Origin of the sequence: Paenibacillus sp. FSL P4-0081, assembly GCF_000758565.1 — a bacterium.
Taxonomy (GTDB): Bacteria; Bacillota; Bacilli; order Paenibacillales; family Paenibacillaceae; genus Paenibacillus_AQ; species Paenibacillus_AQ phytohabitans.
Window position 1 is genome coordinate 7,061,432 of record NZ_CP009280.1, and the last position, 17,535, is coordinate 7,078,966.

Annotated in this window: 13 protein-coding genes; 5 read left to right on the forward strand and 8 right to left on the reverse strand. The window is 56.4% G+C overall.

The genetic code is table 11. The features are described 5' to 3' along the window. Window positions 1–22: 22 nt before the first annotated feature. The 5 genes from P40081_RS29990 to P40081_RS36795 all read right to left on the reverse strand — a co-directional run bounded on the left by P40081_RS29990 (window position 23) and on the right by P40081_RS36795 (window position 8,906). Complete coding sequence (locus P40081_RS29990) at window positions 23–754, reverse strand: sugar phosphate nucleotidyltransferase (protein WP_042139770.1); 732 nt, start codon at window positions 752–754, stop codon at window positions 23–25. A gap of 47 nt (window positions 755–801) precedes the next feature. Continuing rightward, window positions 802–1,539, reverse strand: coding sequence for a glycosyltransferase family 2 protein (locus tag P40081_RS29995; protein WP_042139771.1), 738 nt, complete (start codon window positions 1,537–1,539; stop codon window positions 802–804). Next, window positions 1,536–2,591, reverse strand: coding sequence for a glycosyltransferase family 2 protein (locus tag P40081_RS30000; protein WP_052422080.1), 1,056 nt, complete (start codon window positions 2,589–2,591; stop codon window positions 1,536–1,538). Before P40081_RS30000 ends, P40081_RS29995 begins: the two co-directional genes overlap by 4 nt. Further along, complete coding sequence (locus P40081_RS30005) at window positions 2,588–3,436, reverse strand: glycosyltransferase family 2 protein (protein WP_042139772.1); 849 nt, start codon at window positions 3,434–3,436, stop codon at window positions 2,588–2,590. Before P40081_RS30005 ends, P40081_RS30000 begins: the two co-directional genes overlap by 4 nt. A gap of 214 nt (window positions 3,437–3,650) precedes the next feature. Continuing rightward, on the reverse strand, window positions 3,651–8,906 hold the full coding sequence (locus P40081_RS36795) for a WIAG-tail domain (protein ID WP_052422081.1): 5,256 nt from the start codon (window positions 8,904–8,906) through the stop codon (window positions 3,651–3,653). 253 nt (window positions 8,907–9,159) lie between these two features. Here P40081_RS36795 and P40081_RS30015 point away from each other — a divergent pair, with 253 nt between their 5' ends. Continuing rightward, window positions 9,160–10,257: a YheC/YheD family endospore coat-associated protein gene (locus tag P40081_RS30015; RefSeq protein ID WP_042139773.1), complete on the forward strand. Its 1,098-nt coding sequence runs from the start codon at window positions 9,160–9,162 to the stop codon at window positions 10,255–10,257. Window positions 10,258–10,348: 91 nt separating this feature from the next. After that, entirely contained in the window at window positions 10,349–11,140 is a 792-nt protein-coding gene (gene asd, locus P40081_RS30020; RefSeq protein ID WP_042141610.1) for an archaetidylserine decarboxylase, read from the forward strand. Between the two features lie 602 nt (window positions 11,141–11,742). Here asd and gpmA read toward each other — a convergent pair. Both gpmA and P40081_RS30030 read right to left on the reverse strand, forming a co-directional pair. Continuing rightward, window positions 11,743–12,492, reverse strand: a complete 750-nt coding sequence (gene gpmA / locus P40081_RS30025) for a 2,3-diphosphoglycerate-dependent phosphoglycerate mutase (RefSeq protein ID WP_042139774.1) — start codon at window positions 12,490–12,492, stop codon at window positions 11,743–11,745. A 331-nt stretch (window positions 12,493–12,823) separates the two neighbouring features. Next, complete coding sequence (locus P40081_RS30030; RefSeq protein WP_039306903.1) at window positions 12,824–13,609, reverse strand: helix-turn-helix domain-containing protein; 786 nt, start codon at window positions 13,607–13,609, stop codon at window positions 12,824–12,826. Between the two features lie 212 nt (window positions 13,610–13,821). Here P40081_RS30030 and P40081_RS30035 point away from each other — a divergent pair, with 212 nt between their 5' ends. The 3 genes from P40081_RS30035 (at window position 13,822) to P40081_RS39580 (ending at window position 16,035) form a co-directional block, all read left to right on the forward strand. Then, window positions 13,822–14,364, forward strand: coding sequence for a hypothetical protein (locus tag P40081_RS30035; RefSeq protein WP_042139775.1), 543 nt, complete (start codon window positions 13,822–13,824; stop codon window positions 14,362–14,364). A gap of 99 nt (window positions 14,365–14,463) precedes the next feature. After that, a complete protein-coding gene (locus P40081_RS30040) occupies window positions 14,464–15,765 on the forward strand; it encodes an aminotransferase class I/II-fold pyridoxal phosphate-dependent enzyme (RefSeq protein WP_042141612.1) in 1,302 nt (433 codons plus the stop codon). Between the two features lie 153 nt (window positions 15,766–15,918). Then, window positions 15,919–16,035: a YjcZ family sporulation protein gene (locus P40081_RS39580; protein ID WP_209994562.1), complete on the forward strand. Its 117-nt coding sequence runs from the start codon at window positions 15,919–15,921 to the stop codon at window positions 16,033–16,035. A gap of 279 nt (window positions 16,036–16,314) precedes the next feature. On the opposite strand, the gene P40081_RS30045 is transcribed toward P40081_RS39580, so the two are convergent. Then, entirely contained in the window at window positions 16,315–17,535 is a 1,221-nt protein-coding gene (locus tag P40081_RS30045) for an ABC transporter permease (RefSeq protein WP_042139776.1), read from the reverse strand.

The following is a 17,535-nucleotide window of genomic DNA, read 5'->3' on the forward strand; positions in this document are numbered from 1 at the left end:
TATCTATTAAAAAAGCTGCCCCTCAGGGCAGCGTATCTCTCAGCTTTTCTCCGGCTTCGCGTAAGGACTGGAACGTTCCCGCATCACTCCACCAGCCCTTGAGCACATCATAACTAAGCTTGCGCTCTGCGGCATAAATATTGTTCACGTCGGTAATTTCCAGCTCCCCTCTCTTGGAAGGGGATACGCGGCGGATAATATCGAATACCGCTTCATCGTACATATAAATACCTGTAACACAGAATTTAGTCTTCGGATGCTCCGGCTTCTCTTCAATATAAGCAATCAGGGACGAATCCCCGCTGTCAAACACCGGAACCCCGTATCTCCGCGCATCATCGACCGGTTTCAGTAACACCTTCGCCGATCCCTGCGGCTGCTGCAGATAACTCTCCACATAAGGCTTCAGATCATCCATAAAAAGATTGTCACCAAGCAGCACAACAAACCGTTCCCCCGGCAAAATAAATCCTTCTGCCAGCTCGAGCGCTTCCGCGATGCCTCCTGCAGCTTCCTGGATTTTGTAAGTCAGGGATACACCGAATTCCGCGCCGCTGCCCAAAAAGTCGGTGTACTGTCCTGCGGACTGTTTGCTGATGACCAGGAGAATATCGGTTATACCCCCCCGGCGCAGCCGGTCAATGCCGTAACACACCATAGGATATTTGCCGACCGGAAGCAAATGTTTGTTCATAAGCCGGGTCAACGGGTAAAGCCTTGTTCCTGTTCCGCCCGCCAGTATGACTCCTTTCACTTACTTTCCTCCTCTTTATCTATGTCTTTAGCCTTTGGCCTGGCCCCTCAGATGAATTGTGCGGGATCTACATGCCATTTCTCCATAAATAATCTGCGGTTACGCTCCACCAGCTCCTGAAGTGAGGAAGAGTAGACTTCCCTGAAGCTGGCGCTGCCTTCATGATGCACCAGACAATCTCCCGCGATCAGCAGCCGGTATCCCTTCAGTCTGGCGCGGTAGCAGTAATCATCATCCTCGAAATGTCCCGGTGAAAAGCGTTCATCCAGCAGGCCGATGGTATCCATGAGCTCTCTTTTGAATAATAAGCACAGCCCTACAAGCCTTCTGGCCTCCAGCCGTTTCGCCGCATCCGGAGCATTCGCCAAACGGGCTTCAGCATGATAACCCGGAATATCCGTATACCCCGTCTCCACCTGCTGCCGTCCGCTGGCATAATTGGTCACCGGACCCACCATTCCGATATCCGGGGCGCTGTACAAAGCGCTCTTCAGATTCGCCAGCCAGCCCTGCGACACAATAACATCATTGTTCAGCAGCAAAAGCTCATCTCCCGCAGCCAGCTGCAGCCCCAGATTGCAGGCCAGCGGAAAACCGCGGTTCTCCGGAAGGGAAACAAAGGTCAGCTTATTCGCGCGGCAGTAAGCATCCGTTTCGTCACTTGAAGCATTGTCGACCACAATAATTTCATAGGGTGAATCCGTATACGCCCTGATTGATTCAACACAGGAACGCAGCAGGCCGAGCCTGTTATACGTCGGAATAATAATGCTGGTCAGTGTCATAGGGCATTCCTCCACGCTGCCATCTGCCGGCGCTGCTCCTGCAGATGGTTCTCGGACAGCCGCCCGCTTGCCTGCTGCTCTCCAAGAACCTGGGCCAGCGCCTCGGCATGATCACCGGCGATCAGCTGTTCCATCGCATTTCCGGCCCCTGTGTTGCTCTGGCGCAGCCGGTTATGCTTGATCACATTCACCGTGCCTGCCTTCTCCACCCGCAGCTGCCGAATAATCGAGAGCGCATGCGCTTTCGGAGGCACCATAAGCTCACGGTAGCCGATCCGCTCCAGCGCCTTCCTTGACAAGGCATGGGGAACAGCTGTCATCGAGCTGACGCCCAGATCACTCCGCCCCAGTACGGCATTCAGATACATTTTGCAGCGGGTGACCGCATCACTGAGGGCAAAGGGGGGCAGCAGATGATCAAGATCATTCAAGGCTACATCAACACCGCCATCCACCGCCTCCGCAAAAAGAGACATTTGCCGGGCGGGAATCACCATATCCCCGTCCAGGAACAGCAGAATATCCCCCCGGCTGAGCTTGGCGCCAAGCGACCGTCCCACATCATGTCCGGCAGATTCCGGAATATGCACAATTGTCGCCTGTGGGCATAGCCGGGTACGCTGGAAGCTGCGGTCGCTGCAGCCGTTAAGCACGACAATAATCTCCAGCGGCTTGAGCCGGGTTACCTGATCAAGCAGCTTCAACAAGGTCTGCTCCTCATTCCTGGCCGAGATAACCACGGACAATGAACCGTACAGAGCCGGCAGCTGCCGTCCTGCTCCGCTGCCGGCAGCATTGCCGGCGGCAGAAGCCCCCGCTGCCGCGCGGCGGGAAACCGCTTTGCCTGCCGCCTGCCGCCGGACAGCTGCAGCTTTGGCGGCGCTGCTCCGGCGGGGCGCAGCGGCGGCTGGTTTGGCCGCCTTGCTCCGGGAGGCGGAGCTGCCCGGCCGGGTACGCCGGGCAGAAGCCCTGCTTCTGCCCGATGCTTTTGCACGGGAAGATACGTGAACCTCCTGCCGGTGTCCGGATGAAGGCTCCGGTGCTGCTGTCATCTCACCATCCCCCTTCGCCGGTTGCCGTCAATGAAGCCCGCTCTTTCGCCTCTGCGCTGAAGGACCAGACCTGCCGCATCCAGATGATCCGTGAGAATAATCTCACGCAAGGGATCTGTTCCCGCCTGCTTGGGCCGTACGGCATTCAGCCTGCCGACCGGCACCTTATGCACAGCCTTCACCTGCAGGCCCTCAAGCACCGCCTGCGCGTGTGCCAGAGGCGGCCGTGATAACAGGCCGCTCCCCAGAGAGGCAAGAGCTCTGCGGCTGAGTGCATGAGGCACCGCCGTCAGCGAACAGCCCTTCAGATCCGGACGGCCAAGCATAATGTTGAGCACATGCTTGGAGAGCACCACCGGATGCGGGAATTCCTGACGGACCGGACCGGAGTAATCATTCAGAGCCACATCTGTTCCATGACTGACCGCGGCCACAAAGGGACGCAGCTGTGAAGCGGTAAGCACAAAATCCCCGTCAATGAAAAGCAGGACCTCTCCTTTGGCCGCCTCTGCTCCAACACTGCGGCCCACATCATGACCGAGCGGCTGCTCGAAGTGAATGACATGTGCTCCCAGTGACAATGCAATCTTTGCCGTATTGTCGGCAGAACCGTTAACCACAACAATAACCTCACAGCGGGGATGGACTTCCCTGGCTCCGGCAATCACCTTGCCAATCGTTCCGGCTTCATTCATAGCCGGAATGATCACCGACACATAGGGAGCGGGGTGGTTGGCCGCAGGGAGCGGCACGGCAGGGCGCGCCGGCCGGGAAATCCGCCGTTTGGGTTGCAAAGCCCGCCGCCCCGTGCGGCGGGCAGATGTACGTATGTGCTTCAAGCTCATCCACCTTCCTTGCAGGGCATGGTCTCCGGGCTGAGGGTTACATCACAGTCTATGTAATCCGCTGTCCCGGGTAACGGCAAGTGTCTCCCTTCTTGCAGAAATTTGGACAAATGCCCTCCCGCTGCCGCAGTCCGGTTGAACCCGGATTTTGCCGCCCTTATCAACACAAAGAGCGCAGCCGGCGGCTGCGCTCTTTGTGGTTCATCTTCCTGCTCTAATCAAACACCCGATGATCTGCAGCCGGCTTCACCAGAGGCGAACCGAGGGCGATCCAGGACAGCACTCCATAGAAGTGAGGAGTTTCGCGCAGGCGCACTACTTCAATCGTCGCGTCCCCGCCCGATCTGTTCTTCAGCGAAGCATGGAAATACGGCTGGTTGGTCATGGCGACCAGCACATAGCCGGTATGGCCGAAGCTCTCATCAAAAGATACAGTTACCTCAACACTCTGCGCGTCTCCATTAAACATGAAGGCTGTCATGCCGAACTGCTGCAGAACCTCCCGGTTCCCGGCACTCTGTACCGGACTGAACGACAGATGCTCGGGATTAACCGTTCCGGGCGCCAGATGGTCTCCGGTCACTGCACCTTGAGCAATATGATAGCTCTGCACGCTGTCTTCTTCCAGATGGCGGGATTGAATGGCAAATGAAGTGATTTTGGAAGCATCCACCGCTTCGTCCTGAAGCTCTGCACTCCCTACCGAACCTTCGGTCAGATGTTGGGTTCCGATGCTGCCAAGAGCAAGCTTCTCGCCGGTAATGCTGCCGTCCGTCAGCTGCCCTGCACCGCGCGTTTCCTCTGTAAGCTGCTCAAGCTTCTTCACAATGCCGCTGCTCAAATGACGCTCTTCCAGTGCGCCGTCTGCCAGATGCTCTCCTTGGATGCTCTGCCCTTGCAGATGCTGGGCACTTACTGCGCCTGCCGCCAGCTTGCTGCCAGTGATGCTTCCGTCTGCCAGCAACTCGGAGGTCAGCGTATCCTCTGCCAGATGGTCCAGACTGATGCTGCCGGTGCGGATATGGCGGCCGTCTACCGCGCCCGGGGCCATATGGCCCCCGAATATGCTGCCCGGAGCCAGATGATAGGAACCCACTGCGCCTGCCGCCAGCTTGCTGCCGGTGATGCTGCCGTCTGCTATCTGCCCTGCATTACGCGTTTCCGCTGCGAGATGGTCCAGCTTCTTCACAAGGCCGCTGCTCAAATGACGCTCTTCCAGTGCGCCGTCTGTCAGATGTCCGCTCCGGATGCTCTGCTCCTGCAGATGCTGGGCACTTACTGCGCCTAGCCCCAGCTTGCTGCCGGTGATGCTGCCGTCTGCTATCTGCCCTGCATTGCGCGTTTCCGCTGCGAGAAGCTCCAGCTTCGTCACAATACCGCTGCTCAAATGACGCTCTTCCAGCGCACCGTCTGTCAGATGTCCGCTCTGGATGCTCTGCTCCTGCAAATGTTGGGCACTTACAGCGCCTACCGCCAGCTTGCTTCCGGTGATGCTGCCGTCTGCTATCTGCCCTGCATTGCGAGTCTCCGCTGCGAGATGCTCCAGCTTCGTCACAATACCGCTGCTCAAATGACGCTCTTCCAATGCGCCGTCTGCCAGATGCTCTCCTTGGATGCTCTGCCCTTGCAGATGCTGAGCACCTACAGCACCTTCCGCCAGCTTGCTGCCGGTGATGCTGCCGTCTGCTATCTGCCCTGCATTGCGAGTCTCCGCTGCGAGATGCTCCAGCTTCGTCACAATACCGCTGCTCAAATGACGCTCTTCCAATGCGCCGTCTGCCAGATGCTCTCCTTGGATGCTCTGCCCTTGCAGATGCTGAGCACCCACTGCACCTTCCGCCAGCTTGCTTCCGGTGATGCTGCCATCTGCCAGCAGCTCTGAGCTCAGCGTATCTTCAGCCAGATGCTCACGCTTGATGCTGCCAGCGCGCAGATGGCAGCTGTCCACTGCTTCCGGTGCCAGGTGACCGCCATAGACGCTGCCGGAAGCCAGATGAACAGAGCCCACTGCACCAGCCGCCAGCTTGCTTCCTCTGATACTGCCGTCCGGCAGCAGCTCAGAGCTGCGGACTTCCTGCGCCAGATGTTCCAGCAGGATGCTGCCGGAGGCCAAGTGATGCCCTTCCAGCGCCCCTTCCGCGACATGCTCTCCGTGGACGCTCTGCGGCTTCAGATGCTGCGGCCCCACTGCCTCTGCCGCCAGCTTGCTGCTTCCAATACTGCCGTCAGGCAACAGCTCAGCACTTCGTACTTCGTCTGCCAGATGCTCAAGCTTAATGATACCCGAACTTAAATGCCGCTCCTCAAGCGATTCATCCGCAAGATGCTCGCCGTGGATGCTCTCCAGCTGCAGATGCTGTGAATGTACAGCTCCTGTGGCCAGCTTGCTTTCGTCAATGCTGCCATCCGGCAGCAGCTCGGCACTCAGCGTCTCGGAAGCCAGATGTGCAAGCTGGATGCTGCCGGTGCGGATATGGCGGCTGTCCACAGCATCTGGAGCCAGATGACCGCCATAGATGCTGCCCGCAGCCAGATGGAAGGAGCCTACCGCACCTGCCGCCAGCTTGCTTCCGCCAATACTGCCGTCCGGCAGCAGCTCCGCACTCCGGGTTTCATCTGCCAGATGCTCAAGCTTGATCAGGCCGGAATGCAAATGCCGTTCCTGCAGTATACCGTCAACCAGATGCTCGCCATAGATGCTCTCCTGCTGCAGATTCAGCGAGCTTACCGCACCTGCGGCCAGCTTCTCGCTGCTAATGCTGCCATCCGGCAGCAGATCTGAGGTCAGTGTATCCTGGGACAGATGTGCCAGCTGGATGCTGCCGGGCCGGATATGACGGCTGTCTACGGCACCCGCAGCCAGATGGCCGCTATAGACGCTGCCTGCCGCCAGATGAAAAGCGCCTACAGCGCCTGCTCCCAGCTTGCTGCCTACGATGCTGCCATCCGGCAGGAGATCTGCACTGCGCGCTTCTTTCGCCAGATGCGCCAGCGTAATCTCACCTTCACGGATGTGCTGCCCTTCTACGGCTTCCGGCGTCAAATGGATAGTCCGCACACTGTCCGGGGCCAGATGGACGGATTCCACAGCCCCCGGGGCCAGCTTCTCCCCGCTGATGCTGCCGTCCGGCAGAAGCTCCCCGCTGCGGACTTCTGCCGCCAGATGAGCCAGGCTGATGCTGCCGCCAGCTATATGCTGTCCTTCTACCGAGGATTCAGCCAAGTGGCTGCCAGCTACAATTCCGGCTGCGAGATGGCGGGAGGCTACAGCACCCTCCGCCAGCTTAGCGGCACCGATGCTGCCATCCTGAATCTGGATAGAGGATACAGAGCTAGGAATGATATGTCCGTTACCGATCGACATCGGACGGATATGCGCTCCGCCCACACTTCCCGGCGCGAGATGTCTGCCCTGCACCGATGTATCGCTGATGGAATCCGGTCCAACGGCACCTGCTGCTAAATGTTCGCTCTGCACGGCTAAAGCTGCCAGCTTTGAAGCACTCACACTGCCGTCAGCCAGCTTGATCGAGGTAACCGATAAATCGCCAAGTTTGTCTGTTGAGACACTCTCCGGCGATAATTTCAATGAAGTTACAGCATGGTCGGCCAAATGATGCGGCTGTACAATGCTGGCAGCGAGGTGCGCCTCCTTCACTGCTCCGGAAGCCAGCTTATCTCCCGATACCGAACCGGACTGCAGGGCGGATGAAGTTACACTATTTTCCCCGAGATGCCTGCGCTCTACAGCTCCCGGAGCCAGATGTTCAGCGTCAACCGCTTCCTCCTGCAGCACGCGGCTGCTGATGCTGCCATCGGCCAGGTGCTTCTCTTCAACGGCACAGACTGCGATATGTTCTCCACTTACCGCTTCCCTGGCGAGGGCATTTCCGCCAACCGCACCGGTGGCCAGCTTGGCGGAAATGACACTCCCGTCCGCCAGCTTGGTTGAGCTGACACTCTGGGGACTAAGATGTTCTCCCGTAACAGAGTCATACGCCAGCTGCTCTTCCGTAACGGCCCCGGGAGCCAAATGCCCGGCAAGAACGGCATGCTGCTGGAGCTGCGCAGATCCGACAGATTCTATAGCCAGGTGGGAATTGTCTACGGCTTCGCGCTGCAGATGGGCCGAGGTGATGGCCTGCAGGGCAATCTGCGGTCCGCGTACTGCGGATTTGGCGATATGGCGTGTAGTTACCGCTTCATCAGCCAGCTTATGCGGCAGGATGCTCTGGTCCGCGATCTTGGAGGAAGTCACCGCCTGCTCGATCAGCTGTGTTGTACCCACTGCACCCTCTGCCAGCTTCACGAATGAAATACTGCGGTCCGCCAGATGCCGGCTGCCAATTTCCCCGTCAGCGATATGCTCCGCATTTACGCTCTCCGGGCTTAAGTGCTGGCTGCGGACAGCCTTCTCCTTGATCTGCCGTGATCCGACTGCTGCGTCCGCGAGATGCCCGCCGTCAATGATGCCCGCCTGAAGCTGCTCTTTCCCGATCAGCCGGGTAGCCAGCTGCTCCCGTCCAATTGCGCCAGGAGCCAGATGCTTCGATGTAATGACGCCTTCACCTACGTGGCGGCCTTCAATCACCGCGTCGCCCAGCTTGACGCCGCTGATCTCTCCATCGGCGATTTTGTCCCCGGATATGGCTTCATCTGCCAATTTCGAGCGGTCAATACTGCCGTTGCCGATGTGGCGGCTGACAATACTGCTGCTGAGAATTTTCTCTCCGGTAACCGCACCGTCATCCAGCAGCTCCGCCGTGATGATGAACTCGCTGAGATGCCGGCTGCTGATGGCTCCGTCGGCAATCTGCCCTCCGCCAATAATCCGGTCAGCCAGCTTCTCCGGACCGATGCTGCCATTCTTCAGCTTTTCTCCGCCAATGGAATGATCCAGCAGCTTCCCTCCGCTGATACTGCCTTCCGCCAGATGCTCGCCGGCAATGGATTCCGGAGCAATCTTAGAGGAAGTAATCGCCTTGTCCGCGATGTTGATGTTCTGCACGGCATAGTCCTGCAGCCATGGCGTACCAATGATGCCGAACTTCAGCTTGGACCCGTCAATCGTGCGCGGAGCAATCTTGGCACCGGTGACTGCCGCATCAGACAGATCATCGGTGTAGACGGGCTGCAGGCGCTCTTTTTCCACAGTTACAATGACGGCCGGCTCAATTAAAGAATCATCATCTTCATGCTGCTGCTCCTGTTGCTCTTCCACTGCGGTTTCCTGCAAGGCCTCTTGTTCTAGCAAAGTCTGCTGGACCGCCTCCGGCGCCTCCAGGATTTCCACCCCGCTGACCTGCAGCGTCCGGTCCACTGTATCCACCGCTTCTACGGCGGCAGATTCTTTCACTTCTTGTATTTTGGGACTGCTTTTCAACATGCTAAGTTCAGTCTTATTGGGATCATCTACATAATAGAGCGGCTTTTTTGAACTGCGATGCTGATTTCTTTTGGAACTCTTCACAAGCAGTCTCCTCCTTCCATCTGTTGTTTCTCCTAGGCATCATATGCAGTAGTATGGGCTGATGACACCATTCCTCCGGCTAAGCTTTGTTAAGAAAAGGGTGTAGTGTTCAAAAGAATTTCATTCCCGCCTCTCAAAAAAGGGCATCTGCCGCCGCGCATCCGTCCAACCCTGACGGGCACGTACACACATACAATGACAGGAGACGAAAAATCAGCCGGGAAGCTACTTCAAGATAACGGGAGGAACGAACATGGGGCAAAAGCTCGTTGGGATACTGCTAAATGCCGCTGTGCACGGGGGCGTTCCCCGGTTAAAAACCGGACAGGAATCTCTGGCCAACTACGAGGAGGCCGCCGCCGCATACGGATTAACCCCTTGCTTTCTGAAGCTGTCCGGCATCGATACGCAGACCGGCTTCAGCAGGGCATATATAAAGGGTCTGCACGGATACCGGAGTCAAGTCATCCCGACGCCGGAGGTCATCCATAACCGGGCGATCTATGACCCGGGCAGCAGCGGCGTCCAGCGGCTGCTCCGGCAGGGTATTCAGGTATACAATACATGCAACCGCTACGGCAAGGATCAGATTCACGGCCTGCTGGAGCAAAACCAGGAACTGCAGACGGTTCTGCCAGTCACATCCGCCGGAATGTCCGGCCTGAAGGAAATGATGGAGAGATATCCGGATCTCATTCTCAAGCCTTGCCGGGGAAGTGTAGGCAACGGGGTTATGCGTCTTACAAGGGTCAGCGGGGCCGGGCGGTGGAAATGGAGCTACTCTCCTAACGGCTCAAGACGCTGGTACAGTGTGCCGGTGAATCAGGGCGCCATCCCCCGGGCACTCCGCGCCAGACTCTCTTCGGTACCGTACCTGGTGCAGGAGCGGATACCACTGGCTGAGATAAACGGCCGCCCCTTTGATCTGCGCATTACTGTACAGCGCGGCTGGGGCGGAGACTGGCAGGTGACCGGCATGTTCGCCAAGCTGGCGGCACCGGGCGGCTTCGTGTCCAACATCGCCAGGGGAGGCGAAGCACTGAGTTCGTCCTTCGCTCTGGAGAAGGCTTTCCCCGGCGAAGCAGCCGCGCGGATCCGCATGTCAGTCCTTTCCCTCAGTCTTGCCATTGCCCGTGAGCTGGAGCAGAGCCTCCCAGGCCTTGCCGATGTCGGTCTGGACATCGGCGTTACGGGGAGCGGACGCTTATATTTCATCGAATGCAACGGGCGCGACCAGCGTTACGGATTCAAGAAAGCCGGGCTCGGCCCCATCTGGAAAGAAAGCTACCGCCGCCCAATGGGCTATGCCAGATACCTGTATGAAGAGGCTGCACGGCATAACTCTTATTGATTTGTCTTCTATTCTATGTCAATATAATGCAGAGCGGGTGAGGTCCTTGGCTACCGGGACCTTGCTGCTGCATGATGGAAGGGAGATGGGCATGGTTAAACAATTGCTGCGGCTGATGACCGAGCTATCCTCACACAGATGGCTTTCCCGGGTAATGGGCGCTTTTTCCCATAGCAGACTCAGCCGCTTTATGATTCCGGTATTTATTCGTTCCTATCATATTCCTGCCGCCGAGGCGGAGAAGACTGCCGGAGAATACCGTACACTTAATGAATTCTTCAGCAGACGCCTGAAGCCGGGAATGCGGCCGGTGGCAAGCGGTGAACAGGCTGTGGCAAGTCCTGTGGATGCCATGATTACGGCAATGGGCGACATTAACTGCGGAACAATAATGAATGTGAAGGGTCAGGATTATACGCTGGAGGATTTGCTTAATCATTCACCACACCTCGAATTGTATAAAAAAGGCTATTATTTCGTCCTCTACCTGAGCCCCACCGATTATCACCGGATTCATTCCCCGTTAACCGGACAGCTGCGGGAGAGCGATTATATCCGCGGGCGGGCTTATCCCGTGAATGATTTCGGCATGCGGCATATGAAGAGTGTCCTGAGCCGCAACGAACGGCTGATTACTTATATAGCCGGCAGCTATGGCGAAACCGCCGTGGTCAAGGTAGGCGCAATGAATGTGAGCAGTATCCGCTACACGGATGAATCCGCTACTGAATGGCAAATAGGCGACGATCTGGCCTATTTCGAGTTCGGCTCTACCGTAGTTCTTCTGCTGGAGAGCGGCACCTTCACCCCGCGCCACGGGCTTACCGTGGACACGAAGGTGAAGATGGGCGAGCTGCTGGGTGAGATGCAGCGGGCTACTTAGCTGCCGGGCAGAGTCCGGCTTGAATGAAACAGCTCAAGAGGGATTTATGAAATGCTTCACAGACAGGCAAAGCCCCGCACAAAGATACGTGAGTGTATCTTGTGCGGGGCTTTGTTATTGCTGAAGAAGCGTTTCGCAAAAGTCCGGACCGTTTACTTCTGCTATAATTTTACCGTATAAAGGTGTTCCTTACCTGCTTCGCTCTCTGAGCATCAGTATACCCGGCTTACCTTCGGCTCATCTACCCAATCGCTGGCGCATTGCACTCGGTTTTTCGCATACATTCGCCTCGTTTGCCCTGTCTTTGGTGCAATGTATTCGGTTTTTCGCATCCATTCGGCGCGTCTACCCTATCTTTGGTGCATTGTATTCGGTTTTTCGCTTACATTCGGCTCGTCTGCCCTATCGTTGGTGCATTGTACTCGGTTTTTCGCATACAATCGGCTCGTCTGCCCTAACGCTGGTGCATTGTACTCGGTTTTTCGCATACAATCCCTCGCCTAGCCCATTTCCAGCGTAATCAAAGGGATTTATCCCTCTAATTCCCTCGTCCAGCCCACTTCCAGCTTAATCAAAGGGATTTATCCCTCTAATTACCCGAGTTACTCCGTAACCTTACTCTGATTAGCCACCTCGCGCGCTTTCTCCTGTACCTCTTCCGGCTCGCCGAGATAGAAGCGGCTGATCGGCTTCACATCATCATCCAGCTTGTAGACCAGCGGGACGCCGGTTGGAATATTGAGATCCAGCAGCGCCGTCTCATCAATATCCTCCATGTATTTGATCAGGGCCCGCAGCGTATTGCCATGCGCCGAGATCAGGACGCGTTCCTTCTTGCGGATCAGCGGCACAATCCGGTTGCCCCAGAAATCGCCAACCCGGTGCACGGTATCCTCCAGGCTCTCTCCGCGCGGAATATCGCCGGGACGCACTTCCTTATAGCGGATATCATTTCTGGCATAACGCGGATCATCCGGCTCCAGCATCGGAGGCCGGACCGAGAGGCTGCGCCGCCAGATATGGAGCTGTTCCTCGCCGTATTTCAGTGCGGTTTCACTTTTGCTGAGGCCCTGCAGTGCTCCGTAATGGCGCTCATTCAGCTTCCACGATTTCTGCACGGGAATCCACAGCAGATCCATCTCATCCAGCACATAGTTTAGTGTCTTAATTGAACGCTTCAGCACCGAGGCGAAGGCAAGATCGAACGTGTATCCCGCATCCTTCAGCAGCTTGCCTGCTTTCTTCGCCTCTTCCACACCCTTCTCCGTCAGATCGGGATCGCTCCAGCCCGTAAACAGGTTCTGCCGGTTGTATTCACTCTCTCCATGCCGTATCAGTACTATTTCGTACATAAGTTCTCTCCTTCTCCCGTGTGTTTATTCAGCTGCTCTTAGCGGCAGCTTCTCAGTTCTTATGCGGATCATTCTTATATTCTGTCACAGACAGGTGCTCTCTTCAACTTTACGTCCCCGGCTTCCCAGCAGCCATTGTAATAGAAGAAACGGCCCCGCCCTGAATGGGCGCGCCGTTCCGTCAGAGGTCTATATTATCTATTCCCCAAAAAGCCCTGCCGGTAATCCGGCAGGACTGACCTTCTCCCGCCTGGACGAGAAGGGCTTACATACTGTTTCGCTGTGCTCCCGGGTCACCGGGCCATCCAGCCATATTCGGGAGCGCTGGTTGTCAGCGTATTTCCGATGGGCTTTTGCCGGTGTGCTGCTTGAACTGGCGGCTGAAGAAGAAGATATCGCGGTAGCCCAGCGCATCCGCCACCTCAGTCACATTCATACCGGCGTACAGCAAGAGATGCTGGGCCCGTTCAATCCGGGTGCGGATCACATAGGACTGAACCGAGGAGCCGGTGATCTCTTTGAACTTGATCGAGAAGTAACGCGGCGACAGCCCTGCCCGTGCGGCCAGATCCTCCACCCGGTGCGCAGCCCCTGGATGCTGGCTGACATAGTTAGCCACCTCGTGGATCACCTCAGCCAGCTGGTTGCTGACATGGCGCTCAATTGGCACGACCTGGTCCTGCCGCAGCAGATGAATCATCAGCTGCTTCAGGATCAGGCGGCCTTCTTCCTCTGCAGCGTAGGTCTGCACCAGGAACAGGCGGACGTAACGGGCCAGCAGATGCTCGAACTCCACGGTCTCCGTCAGTTCGTGATAAGGCGCAGGGATCTCCGTCACCTCTTCAGCGACATCGAAATGAATATATGTAAGCACAAGCGGTTTCTGCGGATTATGTGTAGCACTGGTGTGATCTCCCGGGCGGAACAGGAAGCAGCTTCCCTTCCCCACCTGATAGGGCACCCCGCTGCGCACAACGGTTCCTTCCCCGCTCCAGACATAGAACAAATCATAATTTTGCAGCGGCTTCTCTCTTTTTTGCCACTTCCAGCCCGGTTCACAGACGATCTTCGCCAGGGCCGGGAGGATTACAAAAGAGGATGGCGATGCATGCAGCATATTGGTCCCTCCTAAAGTTTTGTGGGCATGCCTTCCCTGTATTCCTTCGAAATAACGGGCAGTAACACCCGCTTCGAATGCGTAAGCTTACTTTTCATAATACCTTGTCCGGTTCCCTTTTGTACATCTTCCCCTACCCGCAGGACTGTTCCTATCAACCCTCTATCTGTTAAAATATAGGAATCATCCTACTATAGATCGGCGGGAAGTATATGGACTACCACTATCTCTTTCACTATTATGATGAATCCACCGGCCCCTTCCGGAATCTGTCTGACCTTTCGCCTGAAACAGCGGAGACGGTGCTGCAGGATATCCGGGAGCAGAGTAAGGGCTTTGCCAGCCAGCGTTCCGCAGATTATCTGCAGATCCGCCGCAGCCTTGAACAGAGGGCGAGAGAGCAATTTATCGCCAAAGGAGGCAAGCCGGTCCGCCGGCATCCGCATTACATGACTTTGGGGCGATGCCCCTGGCTGCAGCAGTGGTATCCACAGGGGATGGAGCTGAATATCCCGGTTGCGGCCTTCAACCCTGAGCGGATCAGCTTCACCTACGGCGATTTATTTCCCACCATGCGCTATGCGGACGGCAAACCTTACCGCGGGCAGGTCTACACACTGAAAGAGATCCTTGAGGTGGTCCGCGAATACGGTCTGCCGCAGAAATGGAACGCAGCAGGAGACTCTGGCCCTGAGCGTTACGTCGAAGTCCAGATCTGGGAGGAGCCGCCCGGCTTATTCCAAAAGTATTTGTGAAAACGCGGCATTCCTCAGTGACGGCGGCAATTCACGGTGATATAATGTTAGGCAATGTTAGCGTATATATCCCAGAAGAATACCGGAAGGATGAAACTGATGAATCCACTGGCTGGACAATTGAATGACAGCATCAAGGCAGGCAATGAACATGTGTACGATATGCTCTCTAATCTCGGCAAAGCAATCTATTTCCCCAAAGAGGGAATCCTGAGCCAGTCTGCAGAAGCGACGGCTCATGCCAAGAAGTATAATGCTACCATCGGTATTGCTACCGAGAACGGAATGCCGATGCACCTTGGTGTGATCCAGGATAAACTCTCCGCCTACAGCCCCAAAGACCTGTACGGCTACGCGCCTCCTGCAGGCAAGCCGGAGCTGCGTACGGTATGGCGGGAGAAGATGCTGCGTGAGAATCCGTCGCTTGAAGGCAAATCCTTCAGCAATCCTGTCGTTACGAACGCCCTGACACACGGGCTTAGCATAGTTGCCGACTTGTTCGCAGAACAAGGGGATGCCGTCATCTATCCGGACAAAAACTGGGAGAACTACGAGCTGACCTTCGGCATCCGCCGTCTGACCGAAACCGTTAACTATCCGCTGTTCACCGAAGATATGAGCTTCAACAGCGAAGGACTGCTGGATGCGCTGCTGGCCCAGAAGGACCGCGGCAAAGCCATCGTCCTGCTCAATTTCCCTAATAACCCGACAGGGTATACACCAGGCATTAAAGAAGGCGAAGCCATCGTTGCCGCAATCCTGCGTGCCGCTGAAGAAGGCGTTAATGTCGTAGTCGTCAGCGATGATGCTTATTTCGGACTCTTTTTCGAGGATTCACTGAAGGAATCGCTGTTTGGCAAGCTCGCGAATCTGCATCCCCGTGTCTTGGCAATTAAGATCGACGGAGCTACTAAAGAAGAATTTGTCTGGGGCTTCCGCGTCGGCTTCATTACCTATGCTTCCGAGAACAAAGAGCTGCTGGCTGCCCTGGAGCAAAAAACACTCGGTATTATCCGGGCCACCATCTCCAGCGGAGCGCATCCGTCCCAGACCTTTGTACTGGATGCGCTGAAGGCGCCGGAATTCGCCGCCCAGAAGGAAGAGAAGTTCCAGATCATGAAAGGCCGGGCCAACAAAGTGAAGGCGCTGCTGGACAGCGGCAAATACGGCGATGATGTATGGACTTATTATCCGTTCAACTCCGGGTACTTCATGTGCCTGAAGCTGCTCACCGTGCCGGCTGAAGCCTTACGGCTCCATCTGATCCACAATTACGGGCTGGGCACCATCGCCCTTGGCGAAACAGATCTGCGCATTGCCTTCTCCTGCATCGAAGAGGATCAGCTTGAGGATCTGTTCGATCTGGTCTATGCAGGCATCCGCGATTTGGAGAAAGCCTGATTCCCAGCCTCTGCACACGTAAGTCAGCTCCGGATTTCCGGGGCTGACTTTTTTTGCCCTGCCCTATGGCATTGGCCTATACACGTTCTTCCCTCCGCACATACAATACGATGTACTCAAGTACAACAACTCAAACGCGAAAGGGGAATGAACATGAGCGAAGAAGTTAGAGGCGGATACGGATACGGACACGGTGCATTCACAAGCACAGGCGCAATTCTGGTTCTCTTTATCCTGCTGGTTATCATCAGCCGTTCACTCTTTGTCTAACCGGGAATAAGTCCCTGGAGGGAGCCCAGCGCTCTCTCCGCTCCCCGTGTTGCAGCATTCCCTGTTCCACCCAAGTAGAAACGGCTTTGCCGTCCTTTTAAGGGACGGTGTTGTTTCAGCGAGAAATAGAAGGATAAGTTATCGTGTGAAACATATAAATTCTTATATTTTGTAATTAAGAGGGCAACTCCCTCTATATAAAAATGGCCTCACGCTCCGCGTCAGCAGAGTATGAGGTCATTTTTCATGTGCACATTTTTGTTGCTAAAAGAGTCTGTTCTACAAGTCATCCTCATCCGTCCGGGCTTCCTTGCGGGTGGAGTAGGCCTTGAACAGATAGGCCAGCAGCGCTCCGCACGCCAATGTTCCCAGAACCGGCAGCGGACGCGCTCCCGCCTGAAGCAGAAGAGGCAGTCCGGTCAGCAGAGCCAGCACCAGATGCGCCCGGAATACAAACTGGATGGTTCCCTTGCTCTTGCTGCCTTCCGGCAGCGGATACACGGTCAGCCAGAACGACTCGCTGTGCAGCTTGCGCAGCGCCGTCAGCTGAATCCCCATCAGGAAGAGGAAGAAGATATAAATGCCGCTGCCGGTGTAGCTGTCCTGATTCATCCAGACCAGGAACAGGTCCAATACGGCAATCCGCAGAACGATTCCGAAGATATCGCCTCTGGCGAAGCTTTTGGTCAGGAGAAAGCGGTAGGCGGAATTCCGCTGCCAGGTTATGCCGCCGCCCCACCGGGACAGGTAGCGCCGGGCATAGACCCGCTGCTCACGTCCAGGGACATCAACGAACCAGCCGAGGACCATAAGCGCCCGGGTCCCCTGATTCTTCTCCATCGTAATCAGGCGTTCCCACGGAACAGAATGCCGGCCGGGTACGGCCAGCGCTGCCGCGTAGGCTGCGGCCAGAATTACGATGAAGATCAGCGCACGGACCGGCGGCTGCCATACCCAGGCCGCAACCATCAGGGTGCCCACTGCCCAGCGCAGCAGGTTGTAGCCTATGGCAGCCGGCCGGGAGAGCATAGCGGTCTCCCGCCATAACCCGAAGCTGGCGAGCAGCTTCACCAGGATCAGGACCAGCAGCGTGGCCAGCAGCCCCTGATGGGATTCATCCGTGCGTATGTACAGCGGCCATAAGGTAATGAGGACAAAAGCCAGCCGCAGGATCTTCCACACATTCCCGCTGACCCAGGAAGGGGCGAAGTACTCCTTCATCCGGTGGCCCTGCGGCAGCAGGAAGATCGTATCCGGAGTCTGCAGATAGGTCCGGAAGCTGCTGTGCACCGCCGCCGGCACCAGCAGGACGAGCATAATCCAACGGATGGGAATACCTGCCGGGATATCGCGCAGCAGGGAAGTGTACCAGGCGGAGAAGATGATTAGCACCAGCAGGAACACCATTGCTACCCCGCTCTGGATGATATACCCCATATAGGGGATCAGGCTTCCTGTAAACCGGCTGCGCCGCTGCCGGCGCAGCTCCTTCAAATCCAT

Coding starts and splice junctions, on each gene's coding strand:
- P40081_RS29995 (WP_042139771.1), bottom strand. CDS start 1,539: ATGACACTGACCAGCATTATTATTCCGACGTATAACAGGCTCGGCCTG.
- P40081_RS30000 (WP_052422080.1), bottom strand. CDS start 2,591: ATGACAGCAGCACCGGAGCCTTCATCCGGACACCGGCAGGAGGTTCAC.
- P40081_RS30005 (WP_042139772.1), bottom strand. CDS start 3,436: ATGAGCTTGAAGCACATACGTACATCTGCCCGCCGCACGGGGCGGCGG.
- P40081_RS30015 (WP_042139773.1), top strand. CDS start 9,160: ATGGGGCAAAAGCTCGTTGGGATACTGCTAAATGCCGCTGTGCACGGG.
- asd (WP_042141610.1), top strand. CDS start 10,349: ATGGTTAAACAATTGCTGCGGCTGATGACCGAGCTATCCTCACACAGA.
- gpmA (WP_042139774.1), bottom strand. CDS start 12,492: ATGTACGAAATAGTACTGATACGGCATGGAGAGAGTGAATACAACCGG.
- P40081_RS30030 (WP_039306903.1), bottom strand. CDS start 13,609: ATGCTGCATGCATCGCCATCCTCTTTTGTAATCCTCCCGGCCCTGGCG.
- P40081_RS30035 (WP_042139775.1), top strand. CDS start 13,822: ATGGACTACCACTATCTCTTTCACTATTATGATGAATCCACCGGCCCC.
- P40081_RS30040 (WP_042141612.1), top strand. CDS start 14,464: ATGAATCCACTGGCTGGACAATTGAATGACAGCATCAAGGCAGGCAAT.
- P40081_RS39580 (WP_209994562.1), top strand. CDS start 15,919: ATGAGCGAAGAAGTTAGAGGCGGATACGGATACGGACACGGTGCATTC.
- P40081_RS30045 (WP_042139776.1), bottom strand. CDS start 17,535: ATGGATTTGAAGGAGCTGCGCCGGCAGCGGCGCAGCCGGTTTACAGGA.